This window comes from Alteromonas confluentis, assembly GCF_001757105.1.
GTDB classification, from domain to species: Bacteria; Pseudomonadota; Gammaproteobacteria; order Enterobacterales; family Alteromonadaceae; genus Alteromonas; species Alteromonas confluentis.
Window position 1 is genome coordinate 119,019 of sequence record NZ_MDHN01000004.1, and the last position, 15,070, is coordinate 134,088.

12 protein-coding genes are annotated in these 15,070 nt (G+C 49.5%); 2 read left to right on the forward strand and 10 right to left on the reverse strand.

Going from position 1 to position 15,070, the window contains the following annotated elements; translation table 11 throughout:
• Position 1 precedes the first annotated feature (1 nt).
• The 9 genes from BFC18_RS01440 to BFC18_RS01480 form a co-directional block, all read right to left on the reverse strand.
• Positions 2 to 673 carry a response regulator transcription factor gene (locus BFC18_RS01440; RefSeq protein ID WP_070123407.1) on the reverse strand — a complete coding sequence of 224 codons (672 nt, stop codon included), beginning with the start codon at positions 671 to 673 and terminating at the stop codon, positions 2 to 4.
• Positions 651 to 3,812, reverse strand: coding sequence for an efflux RND transporter permease subunit (locus BFC18_RS01445; RefSeq protein ID WP_070123408.1), 3,162 nt, complete (start codon positions 3,810 to 3,812; stop codon positions 651 to 653). Before BFC18_RS01445 ends, BFC18_RS01440 begins: the two co-directional genes overlap by 23 nt.
• Entirely contained in the window at positions 3,802 to 5,073 is a 1,272-nt protein-coding gene (locus tag BFC18_RS01450) for an efflux RND transporter periplasmic adaptor subunit (RefSeq protein ID WP_070123409.1), read from the reverse strand. Before BFC18_RS01450 ends, BFC18_RS01445 begins: the two co-directional genes overlap by 11 nt.
• Positions 5,070 to 6,431 carry a TolC family protein gene (locus BFC18_RS01455; RefSeq protein WP_070123410.1) on the reverse strand — a complete coding sequence of 454 codons (1,362 nt, stop codon included), beginning with the start codon at positions 6,429 to 6,431 and terminating at the stop codon, positions 5,070 to 5,072. Before BFC18_RS01455 ends, BFC18_RS01450 begins: the two co-directional genes overlap by 4 nt.
• A gap of 214 nt (positions 6,432 to 6,645) precedes the next feature.
• The gene (locus BFC18_RS01460) at positions 6,646 to 8,490 is read right to left on the reverse strand and encodes a serine hydrolase domain-containing protein (RefSeq protein WP_070123411.1); all 1,845 of its coding nucleotides are present in this window, start codon (positions 8,488 to 8,490) and stop codon (positions 6,646 to 6,648) included.
• 75 nt (positions 8,491 to 8,565) lie between these two features.
• Positions 8,566 to 9,798 carry a diguanylate cyclase gene (locus BFC18_RS01465; RefSeq protein WP_070123412.1) on the reverse strand — a complete coding sequence of 411 codons (1,233 nt, stop codon included), beginning with the start codon at positions 9,796 to 9,798 and terminating at the stop codon, positions 8,566 to 8,568.
• A 92-nt stretch (positions 9,799 to 9,890) separates the two neighbouring features.
• Entirely contained in the window at positions 9,891 to 10,949 is a 1,059-nt protein-coding gene (locus BFC18_RS01470; RefSeq protein WP_070123413.1) for a 5'-methylthioadenosine/S-adenosylhomocysteine nucleosidase family protein, read from the reverse strand.
• A gap of 252 nt (positions 10,950 to 11,201) precedes the next feature.
• Positions 11,202 to 12,029: a DUF4198 domain-containing protein gene (locus tag BFC18_RS01475; RefSeq protein WP_070123414.1), complete on the reverse strand. Its 828-nt coding sequence runs from the start codon at positions 12,027 to 12,029 to the stop codon at positions 11,202 to 11,204.
• 2 nt (positions 12,030 to 12,031) lie between these two features.
• Positions 12,032 to 12,571, reverse strand: a complete 540-nt coding sequence (locus BFC18_RS01480; RefSeq protein WP_083272858.1) for a DUF2271 domain-containing protein — start codon at positions 12,569 to 12,571, stop codon at positions 12,032 to 12,034.
• Positions 12,572 to 12,852: 281 nt separating this feature from the next.
• Here BFC18_RS01480 and BFC18_RS01485 point away from each other — a divergent pair, with 281 nt between their 5' ends.
• Complete coding sequence (locus BFC18_RS01485; protein ID WP_070123415.1) at positions 12,853 to 13,737, forward strand: LysR family transcriptional regulator; 885 nt, start codon at positions 12,853 to 12,855, stop codon at positions 13,735 to 13,737.
• A 66-nt stretch (positions 13,738 to 13,803) separates the two neighbouring features.
• On the opposite strand, the gene BFC18_RS21820 is transcribed toward BFC18_RS01485, so the two are convergent.
• Positions 13,804 to 13,980: a hypothetical protein gene (locus BFC18_RS21820; RefSeq protein WP_211481002.1), complete on the reverse strand. Its 177-nt coding sequence runs from the start codon at positions 13,978 to 13,980 to the stop codon at positions 13,804 to 13,806.
• 320 nt (positions 13,981 to 14,300) lie between these two features.
• Between BFC18_RS21820 and gpmA the strand changes: the two genes are divergently transcribed.
• Positions 14,301 to 15,047 (forward strand): 2,3-diphosphoglycerate-dependent phosphoglycerate mutase, encoded by a 747-nt coding sequence (gene gpmA, locus BFC18_RS01490; RefSeq protein ID WP_070123416.1) that lies wholly within the window; start codon positions 14,301 to 14,303, stop codon positions 15,045 to 15,047.
• Positions 15,048 to 15,070 lie beyond the last annotated feature (23 nt).

Here is a 15,070-nt window from a genome sequence, read left to right on the forward strand (position 1 = left end):
GTTATTGTGCTCCGGAAACTAATCTAAAACCCACACCGGTAGCGGCTTGTACGTCCAGGCCGCTGTCTTTCCCCAGTGCTTTTCTCAAGTGGTGAATATGTACCTTCAGACTGTTGGAGTCTGGCCGGTTTTCTCCCCACACTGCCTGAGAAAGCATTTCCCTGGATACCGGCGCAGGGTAAGCCCGCACCAGTTGTTCAAGAACAACAAACGCGGTGGGGCTCATCTTTATCGGCTCGCCTGCCAACGTAGCCGTTTTTCCGTTCACGTCTACGCAAAGTTCACCACATCGCAATTGCTTTACCTGCCCGCTTCGTCGCAGTGAAAGCGCCTGCAAACGTGCCACCAGCTCAGCCATAGCGAACGGCTTAACCAGATAATCATCGGCACCTTTAGCAAACCCGGCCAGCTTGTCATCTAGCTGGTCCCGTGCGGTGAGCATGATAACCGGGGTATCATTGCCTTTTTCACGCAGCTTTTCGCATACCGATAAGCCATCCAGTCGGGGCAAATTGATATCCAGAATGACCACGGCATATTCGTTTTCATCCAGAAAATTCAGTGCGGCCACGCCGTTACTGGCATGGTCACAGTCAAAGTCTTCCAGTGCCAGATAATCAACAATATTCCCGGCTAAATCGAAATCATCTTCAACCAGTAGTAATGTGGTCATTGCGGTCTCCAAACCGTTTTCCAATGGCATGCTTAAGTGACAGCAGACCACGTTTGGCATCTTCGTTAATCAGCACCAGCGCAGGAATAAGCAACAAGGTGATGACGGTGGCAAACAGAATACCATAACCCAACGATGCCGCCGCAGGGATCAGGAACTGGGCCTGACGTGAGGTTTCACCAAGAATAGGATACAACCCGGCAAAGGTGGTTACCGATGTCAGCAGAACGGCCCGCAAGCGGCTACTGCAGGACTCGACAATAGCGTCTTGTACACCTTGCCCCATGCGGCGCAGTTCATTGAACCGGGAAACCAGCAACAATGAGTCATTCACCACTACCCCGCTGAGAGCAAGAATGCCGTTCATTGAAAGCAAGCTCATCATGAGTCCGTTACTCCAATGACCGAGGATGGCCCCAACGATGCCAAAGGGAATGGCAGTCATGATGATTAGCGGCTGTATGTACGATTTTAATGGAATGGCTAAGAGTGAGTAAATCGCAATCAGCGCCAGGATGAACACCGTTTCCATAGAGCTCTGGGTTTCTTCTTGTTGCTCGGCTTCACCGGCGAAGTGGATTTCAAGATCGGCATACTGACGCTCAAGCTTCGCCGCCAAACCTTCATTCAGCTGTTGCACAAGTTCTGTAGACGTGACCTTATCGCTAACGACCGATGCAGAGACAGTAAGTGCTCGCAAACCGTCAATGCGGGTAATTTGTTTCTGTTGGCTATCTGGAATGATTCTGGCGACCACATCCAGTGGAACCACTGTGCCATCGTCCAAACGCACACGGGCGTTAAGAATATCTGCGGGGTTAGAACGATCAGCTTCCGGGTAACGTACCCGCACTTTCACTTCGTTCTTGTCGCGCAGATAACGCTGAACAATTTCACCACCGAATGCCCGCAGTAATTGCTGTGAAAGGCTTTTGGTATCCATACCCAGCGCGCGGCCCTGGGGCGTTAGTTCAAAGCGCAGCATGGCTTCACCGGGTGTGAGTGAACTTTCCACACTGTGAACCCCCTCGATACTGGCCAGTTCTTCACGGAAAGCCGCTTCAGCCGCGTTTAGGGTGTCGTTACTGATACTTTTAAGCTCAACCTGGAAGGCGCTTACCATCTCGCGGCGGGATTGAATTTTAAGTTGCTTCACCCCTTCCGGGTTCCCTGCCAGTTCACGCCACTTACTTGCCAGTTCGTCCAGCGTGTAGGGCTTGTCCTCTGAAAGAAACACGGTCAGGCTGCCACTTTGGTCACCAGAGGCGGTAACCTGCAAGTTACCAATGCCCGAACCTTCAAGACCATGTTTTTCCATCAAAAAGGCGTCGGCCTGATTAAGGGTATTTTCAAGGCGGGTAAGGTTTTTCTCATTCTGACCATAACTGGCATCGCTCTGTAAGGTCATGGTGGCGGATACCGTGTCTCCCGGCATACTGGGGAAAAAGCCAACCCGCACAATACCGTTCAGAGGCATGCCAATCACCAGAATAAACAGGGCAATGAACAGCATTACCGAGGCGTAGCGATACTGAATCGCTTTTTTCAACGCAGGCTGATACATGCGCTCGTTGAAGAAAGACAGTCCCCGATCAGCACCGCGCTGCACTTTACCCCACAAGTCAGCAATGCCTTTTTTCGGCTTTCTGTGTGTGGGCAAATGTGCAAGGTGAGCCGGTAGAATGAGCTTAGATTCAACCACCGACAGCAACAGACAAATTGTGACAATCATGCCGAACTGAGAGTACAGTTTCCCTAATCCGCCTTCCACGTTCGACAGCGCAAAGAATGTCGCAACCGTGGTTAACACACCAAACAAGGTAGGCACGGCAACCCGTAACGTGCCTTTAATCGTGTTGCTCAATGTATCGCCGTATTTCTGCCGGGTTGAGTATACGCTCTCCCCCACCACTACGGCGTCATCCACCACAATCCCCAGGGCCATTATGAAACCAAACGTAGTCATTTCATTAATGGTCATTCCCGCGAAGTCATCGGTCATAAAGAACAGCGTGCCGAAGAAGATAAACGGCAAGCCTGCCGCAACCCAGAACGCCACGCGTAAGTTCAGGAATATTGCCAGTGTAATGAACACCAGAATAATGCCCGACATGGCATTTTTAGTGAGCAGAGAAAGGCGGTCGGTGATCATAGAGCTGCTGTCGTACCAGGTTTCCAGCTCGACACCTTCAGGCAGTAAATCGTGCTCGTGCCAGTCGGCAACGACCTGCTTCGCCTGTTCAACCATGTTGACCACGTCACCGTTTTCGTCCATCACGATCTCGATACCGTAGCCGTTTACGCCGTTATAACGGGCCAGCGAATAGCTATCGTCGGCAAACATATCGGTGACTTTGGCTACATCGCCCACGGTAAGATAGGTGCCGTTGTCATTGGCTACCAGCGGAATACTGGCAAAGTCTTCGGCATAATAGGCTTGCTCGGAGGCCTTCAGTCGGATGACTTTTTCTTTATTCCGCAGGCTAGTGGTAAGGGCGGTGGCCGACTCCTGATTAATTGCATCAGCAATGTCGGACATGGTGATCCCATAAGCCTGCAACTTCGCCTCATCGATTTCGATGGACATCATCGGGTCGATAAAATTAGGCGTGCTGACTTCACGAATACCGTCTTTGGCCAGTAATTCTCGTTCCAGGCGCTCGCCCAGTTGTTGCAGGGTGGCGCGGTCGGTATCGCCATACAATTCAACCCAGATCACATGCTCCTGACGACGCCCTTTAGAAATCACCGCTTTTTCAGCATCTGACGGGAAGTTGTAGATACTGTCGACTTTGGTTTTTACATCGGTAAGCAGCGTATCGAGGTCGTAGTCACTTTCCTTCTCAACTTGCACATTGGCGCCGCTGGCAGACGAGGTAGACGTGATCCGCTTGATACCTGGCACAGATTCAAGCGCATTCTCGATATTAATCGCAATGCCCTCTTCCGCCTGCTCGGCATCACCACTGTCGTAGGTCATGGACACAGTAATAAAACGAGGGTCCATGCTTGGGAACGCCTCTTTACGGATATCGCTCAACGACGCAATGCCCACCACAATCATTGTCAGCATTAGTAGGTTCGCGGCAACCGGGTTACGGGCAAACCAGCCAATGATACCGCCGTTATTATTGTCCATCAGAGGTCTCCGATACCGGCAGTACTTTTGTATTCACCAGGTAACTGTTGAGCGGGCGCACGACAATTTTCGCCATATCCATGCCTTCCACCGGGGTGATAAAGGCGTGACCGCCTTCCATAAACAGTACTGACGGGGTAAATTTATCCAGCGTGTTATTATCGGTGACGAACCAGACTTCCTGCTTCTGCGAAATCGCCGTAGATGGAATTTGCCACACGTTATCCCACACGCGACCAGTGATTTTCGCCACCACATAAGTGCCGAAATAAAGCGGTGTAGATTGCTCAAGAGGTTTAGCCACGCGCACAACGGCACTACGCTGGCGCGACGTGGTATCGAGGTGTTGCTCCACACGTTCAACCACACCCTGCCACTGAGTAAGTCCGTCCATGTCGGTGAGTGTTACCGGCCACTGCTGCTGTTTAAGCGAGCTTGCAGGCGGCAGGTTGTTCCACTGACTGGCAGAAAGCGGCACAGAGATTTCGGCGATATCCGTGGCGTACAAGCCAGCGACTTCAGCACCGGACTGAACAAAACTGCCAGGCTGAATACTTCTGCTCACCACCACACTGTTAAACGGAGATGTAATTTCCGTATAAGCCAGGTCGCGCTTGGCCTGCGTCAAGGCTTCACTGGCTTGCTTTACCGCTGCCTCTGCGGCGGCCAGTTGCGGCTCGCGCAGCACCAGCGCAGAGGAGGGTTCGCCATCCAAACCCGAACGCTGCCATTCAGACAGTGCCTGCTTGCCTTGTAACCGCTCTTCTTCCAGGGCAACTTTTGCCTCTTCCAGCGCGGCACTGGCTGCAGCAACCGCTTGTTTGTAGTCGGTATCGTCGATGGTTGCCAGGGTGTCGCCTTCACTGAACTGTACGCCGGTTTCAAAATTATCAGCCAGTGACTGAATACGCCCTGCTACTTGCGCAGATAAAGTAAGATTGAATTGGGGATTCACCTGACCATAACCTTCCACATTGGCCTGATGCGAGCGGCTTACCACATTCACCACACCCACCTCAGGTACGGTTGCTTCCTGTGCGCCCATACTTGGACGAGAAGGTGTTGCTTCACGAGAAGGCGTTGCTGCACGTTCGGGATTTTGTGAACCCGGCTCAGCGTTCGGCTGGGAAGATTCGGGTTTACCGCCAGGGGCAGACGGTGGTCCTGGCGGCTGCGACGAGCCACCTACCACTTGTAACGACAGGAAAATCACCGCTGCCGCAGCAAGGGTGACAATTATAGTTTTACGTTTCTGACTCATGACGATACTCCAAGGCCCAGCGCCAGGCCCAGGTCAATGCGGTTTGATAATTGATTGCGTTGCAGTTGTACCAACTGCGCTTCCAGCGAATAGGTGGTTTGGGTGACCGAGAGGTAATCGAGTATGTCGCTCAAACCCTGACGGTACTGGCTGGTGTAGTTGTCCAGGCTACGTCTGGCGTTCTGATACGCCTGACGGGTGTGCTGTTGCTGGCGCTGGTAGGTTGTTTCCAAATCCAGTGCCGATTGCACTTCCTGCACGGCAGTCAGCAAGGTTTGTTGATAACCCCACCAACTGTTCAGGGTATCCAGTTCTGCCAGTTTGATATTGGCTCGCAGTTCACCACCTTGAAAGAGTGGCGCAGTTACACTGCTTAATAGACTCCATACCGGATCTTTAAACAATGCCAGCGCTGGCGAGCCGCCACTGTCACTGAGTGAACCGGAAATGCTTAACGAAGGAAGCAGTTGTTTATACGCGACTTTCTCAGAGGACTCATTCGCTTTTATCTGAAAATACGCCGCCATTAGGTCCGGCCGGCGGGCCAAATCCTGTTCGGGCATGGTTGCCAGTGGCAATATCACTTCCGGGAACTGACTGGCATCACTAATATCGCTTAGCGACATATCGGTTCTGCCCAGCAACACCGCCAGTGAACGTCGTGAATTCGCCAGATTGTATTCGTATTCTGCAATATTTGCGCGAGAAGTCGCGCTGCTGGTACGTGCGGTGTCTAAATCGCTCAGGGTGCCGAGACCAGCCCGGTAGCGCGCTAGAATCACACTTTCACTGTTTTCCAGGGTGGCGAGATTTCTTCGCTCGATTTCCAACACCTTTTGCTGTGTTATTACATCAAGGTAGGCCTGCATCACGCTGGCTGCTAATGTCGCTTGCGCCGACTGTAGTGCGGCAGCATTACTCTGAGAAGTGAATTCAGCCGCACTCACACTGTTTCCAATGCGATTCCACACATCGAGTTCCCAGCTTACATTCAGTGCAGCGCTATACACGTTTTCCCCATTCTCAGATTTTGAACCCGACAATGAGGTTGATGCCTGCGGCAGTCGGGATGCGTTTGCCGAGGTTTCTCGCACCCGGGATTGCTTCAAGGTGATCAGCGTTTGTTGTAATCCGGGGTTATGTTGTAAGGCTTCATCGATTAGACGCTGCACTTGTGCAACCGGCATTAATTCGACAAGACTGGTTGTTCTTTTGGCATTCGACTGCTCGAGGCTCCAGCTTTCACCCGTGTATAGGCTTTCCAATGCCTGCTCACTGTAGTGGGTTTCGGATTGACTGGCGCACCCGCTTATAAGGCAACTGATGCCGATTGCCAGCATCGACAGTTTGACGTTCATGACGCATCTCTTATTACTCTGATGATCTCAGAATACCGCGGTGAGGGTTAACGACGGGTTAACGCGCAAAATTGAAACGTGAAAAGTGAAACGCTAAAAAACGAAATAAAGCGGAAGGTAGACGCTCCCCCCTTTCCCAATCACAGGCGCAATGGCACCTGTGATGTGGAAAAACAGGAGCGACAGATTTTATATGGGCTAATTTATTGCGCTATCAGGTCCAGGGGATGAGTCCGATTACACCATTGATGAACAGATAGATAACCACAACCACCTGTAAAACCAAATAGAAGCCAACAAAGCCCCGGAGCCAGCGGGACGTGTCTTTGCCACGATATTTGAACCGCACACCACAGGCATACAGGGTGACAGCGGCAAATACCACAGACATCACGGTGATCCCTATCGACACAAATCCGGGTGCAGAAAGCTGACCAAAGGGGTCGCCCAAACCAACTGCGAGCAACGCCACGAAAGCCACCGCTGATAGCATAGACAACGACATCCACTTACGAAGCATGATGCCAGCGCGCGCTGTAATTTTGCCTCTGGCCTTGTTGATCAGCCACACCGGCGTGTATACCAGAGAAATCAATAAGCACAGCAACCAAAGCAATAAAACGGCTTTATCGGCAAAAACATCGAACGCAGAGGTTTTCATTAACACCATGTTGCCGTAATGAATGACGTCTCCTGCTTCTGGATCGGTTCCGGCAGTCATTACCACAGCACCTTTGTCGTTCATCCATAAATTGTCACCCACATAAACGGCTTCCCGGTCAAACCCTGGGGTCGCCACGCTGTATAGATGCGCGCCACTTTCAGTGATATCTATCTTTAAAGGTGAACCAATTCGCTCAAGAAAGTATTGTTTCTCAATACGGGGGTTAATAGGGCGATAAAAACCTGATTTTTCCTGCCAATTTGCTGGTACGGGTTGTGATTCTAATTCTGGCACCGGGTAGTTTTGGGTAAGAAAATCCGCCAGTTTACGCACCACCTGATAAAAACCTCGCTGATCTTCACTGTTTTGCAATACCACAAATCCGGCGCCGGTTTCGGGCATATATGCCAGCTCAGAAGACCAGCCAGCTATTGAGCCGTCATGACCACGAAAACGCCAGCCGTCGAACGTGGCTGCAAAATTATAAACGCCATAGCCACCAGGGAACGTACCTACGTTGGTGGTTTCAGACTGTTCCATTCGCTCCACACTTGGGGTGCCTAGTAGTGGTTCACCGCGATTGAGATAGACTTGTAGCAAGGTAACCAGGTCTTCAATACTGGCCGATGCGCCGCCAGCGGGGTAAACCAGTATTTGTTGATGAGATACTGCTTGGCCGTTGCTGTATCCCGTAACAGAATACTTATCGTCAGGTTCATTGTAAGTGGTGTTATTCATGCCCAATGGCTGCCAGATATTGGCTTTAACGTAGTCACCAAAAGGCATGCCAGCGGTTTTCTCTACCAACAGGGCTGCAACGGCTGCAGCACTGTTTGAATACGCATGGCGGGTTCCCGGCGGCCATCGTGATACATGGCTGTCTGGGTGGAAATTCAGCGCATCGTCGAGCGGCAGTGCTGGCCGACTATCATGGACAAATTCCATCAGCGACAAATCATCCCACCCCGTTGTACTCTCGAGCAGATGCTTTACTTTAAGGGGGTGACTATCTTCCCAAGGGTTCTCGAACATGAAGTCGGGCAATACATCACGCACTTTCGCTTCAGGATCGATACGGCCTTGCTCAATGAGCTTCATCACCGCAATTGCCACAAACATCTTGCTCACAGAAGCGATACGGTACTGAGAAGAAGGTTGCACCGGTTTGCCTGTGGCGTTATCGGCAATGCCAATCGATTTAATATGCAGTGGCTGATCAGATTGGATGATGGCGTAGGATATAGAGGGAATATTGCGGGTTTCGAGGAGGTTTGCTATTTCACTATCAAGCTGGCTTAGGGTGTCAGGCGTATCTTCGTTAGCGCTGGCAAGTGGCGTGGAAAGCCAACAAACCAGCGTAAACAAAAGCGCGCCAAAAGGTATTCGATTGCACATAACCATTGTCCTTAATTAATTTTAAATACTTTCCATAGCACCGCGCACTGAATATTGGCTCATAAGCCCGTCGACTCAATCCATCTCTATAACCTGGTCTTTCCCTGAGCGCTTGGCGTTGTACATGCGGGCGTCTGCAATATCGACCAGTTGATCCAGCGTTTCTTGCTCTTCTGAACAAATACCGATACTGCAAGTGAGTTTCAGCCTGTGTTCGGTGAACTCGTGATTTCTAACCGCCGCAACAAATTTGTTAATGTCTTCAATAAACAGGTGATACTGACGCGTTGACATCACGCTAAATTCTTCACCACCGTATCGACCGTAAAGATCATCACCAAAGTAGTCTCCCATTAAGCTGGCAAACTCTTGCAACAGTTGGTCGCCCACCTTATGCCCATAGGTATCATTCACGGATTTAAAGTCGTCAACATCAAGCATGGCCACACTGAGACCCACTTCGCCTTTTGCTTGTCTGAATAATGCCTCGCCGTGCTCGAAAAGGTATCGGCGGTTATAGGTATTGGTTAGGGAATCCAGGCTGGCCGCTTCGCGGATTGTTTCCAGCATTTCCTGTGCTTCGAGGTTTTGTAACACCCGGCAGAAAAACTCTTCGTGATAGAAAGGTTTACTCAGAAAATCATTGGCACCACTTTTAATAAATTTGGCCGACAACATACTGTTTCCGTTTGCCGATAAGCCAATGAACACGAGATCCTGGAACGCCCGGTCTTGTCGAACCGCTTTGACCAACTCAAAGCCGTCCATATTGGGCATCATATAATCTGAAATGACGAGTTTTATGTCAGGGTTCTCGCGCAAGATCTTCAGCGCTTCCACACCATCAAACGCAGACATGACCTGGAAACGGAATTTCCGCAAAAATGCGCATAAGTAGGAATTACTGGTTGTGGAGTCATCCACCACCAGCACTTTGGTAGTGAGATTTTTTCGCAAGCGGTCGATGAGTTTGATTACCTGCATGTAGGAATAGCGGGATTCCTTGGTAATGTAATCCAACACACCTTTATCAATGAGTACGTTACGAAGTGTTTCGTCGAAGTTGCCGGTGAGCACCGCAGTAGGAACATTGTGAGACAGCATCAGTTCTACAATTTCACCACGTGGCGCGTCTGGCAGATTCAGGTCGACAATGGCCGCGAGGTATTCCTCGTCGCTTTCTATCTTCGCCTTTGCTTGCGCATAGTCAGCACACAGCACACTTTGAAAATGAGGATTGTCTTCAACAAGCTTATTCAGAATTTTACGAACAATCTGACTGTCTTCGACAACGAGAATTTTAAACATACTTACAACCTGAACTTCTGGTCAGACTAGCTTACCTAATAAATTATAATTATGCGCCACCAAAATACTAAAGTTATACGGATGTATAAGGCTTAGCGTGATTTCTCTGTATTTACCAGAGAGTTTAATACCGCAAACAGCACATTTGCACCAACTCGCGACACTTCCTGATCATAAAGATGCTCAACGTTTACGCCTTCCTGGCCTCCTGCTAGATCACTAATAGCACGTATTACCACCCAGTCAATATTGTTGATGGTACACACTTGTCCCACCGCAGCCGATTCCATTTCCGTTACCTCGGCATCAAACACCTCTCTGGTCCATTTGCGATATTCCCGGTTATCTAAGAATACCGAACCGGTTACCCCGTTTCCGCCCACCGTCAGTTGCGCTTTACGTTCGCCTAAGATGCGCTGTTCCGGCATGGTCATCATCGCCTCCCGGGCGGCATCCAGCAGACGTGGCGTTGCAGAAAAATATGCCGTGTCCTGAGGCACTGTCATGCCGTCTTTCACAATGAGCACTTCATCAGGGTGAATAAAGCGGAAGTTTTTGTATTTGGGTAAGTGCGGATCTACACGCCGGCGGGCCTCTTGTTCATCAACAAATTTGGCGTAATACTCTGGCAGAACATAGCTGCCCGGGTTGGCTTTATCAGGATTGGCATAAACACTTTCGTCATGATAGTACCAACGCGCTGGCACAATCACATCGCCCGGTTGCCAGGCAGGGTTCACCGCACCGGCAATCCCCATAAACACAACCTGCTTTACTGGAAAATAATCGATGGCCATTTGCATGGTCAAAGACGCATTAGCGATACTCATGCCGGTAGCAAAAATCAGTATGGGCTCATCGTGGTAGCTGCCCATACGATAAGTTACGCCCTTGTATTGCACTACGTCGGTTATTTCTGCCGCCGGGTCGGCTTCAATGCGACCCAGAATACCTTTCATTTCCGGGCCATAAGCCACAGCAATCGCCGTGAAACCGGCTTGTTCAAACTGTTTAGGCCCAAAACCGATTCCAGCTTCTGCGCTTTCTACGCGGGGAAGTTCAGATTGAAGCGTAGAGGAGCAACCACCAGCAAAAAGTAAAACCGTTATTAACAACATGGCGGAACGAAAAGAAAAACCAGCGCGGAACATGGATGTAAACCTGAATTGAAGATGATATCTACCTCGCCGTGCTGATGCGGCCAGAGCGGCGGTGCCGAAGCGCGGGTGAGAATCATCAGGAATTAATCATTATGGGTTAAGACTATCACTTTGTGCCGTAAAAGTAGACATATAAGCGCGAGTCGATGCCAGTGAATTAGGGTAAATTTCAGCTACAAATAGAAAAGCCCCGACAGGTTAACATTCGGGGCTTTAAGCATTGTGTTTAACGAGGCATTGCGATTACAGAGAAAGTACTTCCATAACCAGTACAAACGCGCCACGACGCTTCTGTGCTGGCGCTTTCGCATTGTCGTCTTCAAACTCTGCTTCCAGCCAGTACATACCTGGCTCGTCAAATGTAACGGCAATAGCGCCACTGGCGTCGGTAGTCAGTTTCATGGCGTCATCGGTATCACGGTACTTCTCACCGTCTTTAACAATAGTGACGTGGGTGTTTGCTGCTGCTTCGCCATCCATCAGGAAGCCAAGACTGATTTCCTCACCGGTGTACAGGTCGTTTGGATGAGTTTTACCGTCTAACTCAAGACCCTTACCCGACGGTGCAACAGACGCTTCACTTGGCTCACCAGAGGTAACGAAAACATCAATACGGCGCGAAGACTCGACGACCTGCAGGTCATCGGCTTGCTTAGGTACAGCGCTGTTAAATTCTGCCAGCGTGCCGGTTTTACCGCGACCAGGCCACATTTGACGCTTGCCGTCGGCATCTTTCCAGAAGGCCATCAAAGACTGGTTCGCAATCTCAACTTTGTAGGTCCCTTCCTCAGTAAGGTTGATATCGAACACGCTGCGATAATGCAGCTTCTGCGCATTTTGTTTCTCAACGGCTTTGCCAGAAGGGGAAGTAACAGAAATAGCGTCTGTGCCCAGTGCAAAGTGGTCAGGCATAAAGATACCGTTGGCTACAGCGGCATCAAACGTAATCCATTCGTTTTCACCAGAAACCACAGTGGTAGAAGGTTTAATCCATGCACGGTGTGCCATGGCAGGCGTTGCGATTAAAGACAAGGCAACAACGCCGGTTCCTAATAGAGTTTTTAATTTCATTTTTACCGTTCCAGGGTTAATTCAATTTTTTCAATTTCACTTTCGCCATCAGCAGATTGATGCTGGGCGGACGTTACAGGCAATGTTACTGGTACACTTACAACTTCACGGCCACCAAGCTCTCGGGCTGCTTCTACATTCAGCGTATACTCACCAGCAGGGATATCCGCAAACGTGTTACCGAGATCAATACTGTGTTCACCAGGGCGACGTGTCGCACCGCTCACCCCATCAAGAGGCATATCTGCACTACGACCGCTGCGACGCCACCACAAGCGCAAATCCTTCAGCCACTTCTCACCTTTGGCGTTTTCCATTTCCATGTCGTACCACACGGCGATGTCTTTTACGCGTTTGTTCTTGCCATCAGCCAGCCAGACCGCCACGTAAGGCGCGTGATACTCAGCCACTGACATTCTCGGCAACGTGACTTTGAGTTCATCCGCCTGACTAGCACCGGACATCAGAGCTACGGAAGCCACCGCAAGAGAAAAGAGCGCCTTTCTGGCGACACCCGTTGGCTTCCGAAAAGTAAATTCCATGAACTAACTCCTATAAAAAATATCTGAACCCGTAGTTGGGTTATTAAATTCATGTTACTGAAAACGTCTTAAAAACTCACAACCCCCAGATAAATCGGGCTTATCAGCCGTTTATCCCATTGCCCCACGAATTGAGCGCTATGGGTTCGACTCTTATTTCTAACCGCTCTATTCTGGCAAAGTGTGAACTATCAAGAAATGAGAATTATTTTTATTTAGACTAAACTGACTCGTACGATTTCTCAACTCATTTCTGAGATTTCAAAGGAACAACTCGTTATATGAACACCAAGCTTCTCCGTTCGCTGCAGATTTTTGTTGAAGTTGCTGAAACCAGCAACATGAGTGTTGCAGCCAAAAAACTCCACATGACCGTTTCAGCCATTAGTCAGCAGTTAAGAAAACTGGAACATGAAATTGGCCTTAGCCTGTTTAATCGTAACACCCGCCACATCAGCCTGACTGAAGCCGGTCATATCTATTACAAAACCAGTTTAGAGCTGATCGATGTTGCCGAAAAAGCGCAACAACAAATGGAACAACTTCAGGAGACGCCGTCTGGAAAACTGAAGATAATCGCGCCTGAAGGGTTTGGTGGTGGTTTGTTAAGTGGCCCGTTACAAGCCCTACTCAATGAATTCCCCAAGATAAAAGTGTCGTTGGATCTCACCGATGATCACGTGGATGTCATTGCATCTGGTGCCGATTTAGCCATTTCAGTAGAAGAAGTTCACGATGTGAATTTACATTGTCGTCACCTGGCAACCTGGAATCTGATGCTTTGTGTAGCTGGCGATCACCCCCTTGCTAATCAGTCTGATCTTACCGCTGAAGCATTATCAGAATACACCTACATGGCGCATCGCGGCCTGCAAGATACCGTTGAAACGTCAGATGCAATTCGAAGTCTGGTGCCGGCAGTACCTCGCATGGTTGTTAACTCAGTGCAGGCACTGGTACGCCTTACACTTGATGGCGTGGGTTATGCCATTCTGCCAGAACCAGAAATTCGCGAGTACATAGCGTCAGGTAAGTTAGTGAATGTAATGCCGGAATGGAAAAAAGCGTCTTACAGTGTGTATGCCATTGGCCCTAAACATGACGCCACGCCAGTAAAAACACTGGCAGCAGTGCAAATTCTGCAAGAAGCATTTGCAGAAATTTAACCGTGAAAGATTGTCTATCATTCAGGCCGATACAGCCGGCCTGAATGAGCGGTAAACGAGTACGAATTAATAGCTAGAGTGAGACGTAGAAGAAATCGATTTATTCACCAGTTGTGAACTACGCGTACCTCGCGCCTTGTAACGGTACTGTTTGCCAGCACCTTTAATATCGGCCGCGTCATCTGCGCCCAATTTGATTGCTTTACCACGTTTTTTTTGAATTTTGATAGAATCAAGACACATTGCCGTTACTCCCTGCAAAATTTAAATACCTGCCCGACTTAACCATTCAGATTTGAATGCGCTCTTCAGACCGGTTAAAAAGTTTCTTTCCCCTTTGATGAAGCATAAAACACACCAAACCCGGTTTATTCTCTAAATACCGTCTTAAAAGTGCTTTTATCTCAATAACTAATACCAATAAGTTGTGGTAGCCCGACCAGCTAAACTGGATTTTTAACCGTGAATAAAGGATGATTACTGCAATTTCGATTGTAAATTTGGCATAGCAGTCTGAATGCCTTTACCACTTTCTATCCAACACCAAGTCTTAGGGAACCTATATGTATAAATTGGTACTAATCCGTCACGGCGAAAGTCAGTGGAATCTGGAAAACCGTTTTACCGGCTGGAAAGATGTGGATTTGACAGAAACCGGCGTCGCGCAAGCGAAAAACGCAGGTACACTGATGAAAGATGCTGGCTTCGAGTTTGATATCGCTTATACCTCTGTGTTGTTGCGTGCGATTAAAACCCTGAATCTGGCGCTGGAAGAAATGGGTCAGCATTATCTGCCGGTTGAGCGCCACTGGCGTTTGAACGAGCGTCACTACGGTGCGCTGACTGGCCTTGATAAAGCCGAAACTGCTGCGAAGCACGGTGAAGATCAGGTTAAAATTTGGCGTCGTAGCTTCGACGTACCACCTCCGGCGGTTGAAGAAAGCAGTGAACATTTCCCTGGCCATGACCGTCGTTACAGCCATGTTGATCCTAGCATCCTGCCTCGCGCAGAAAGCCTTGCACTGACCATCGAGCGCGTACTGCCTTACTGGCACGATGTGATTCGCCCTTCAATTCAGAGCGGCAAGAAAGTGGTTATTGCTGCACACGGTAACAGCCTGCGTGCCCTGGTTAAGTATCTGGATGGCATGTCTGAAGAAGAAGTGCTGGAACTGAACATTCCTACTGGTGTTCCACTGGTTTACGAACTGGATGCAGATCTGAAGCCTATTTCAAAAGAATACCTGGGCGACCCGGAAGCCATCAAAGCGATGATGGATGCCGTAGCTAAGCAAGGTAAAGCTAAATAAGCTCACCTTCTTCGAACATACGC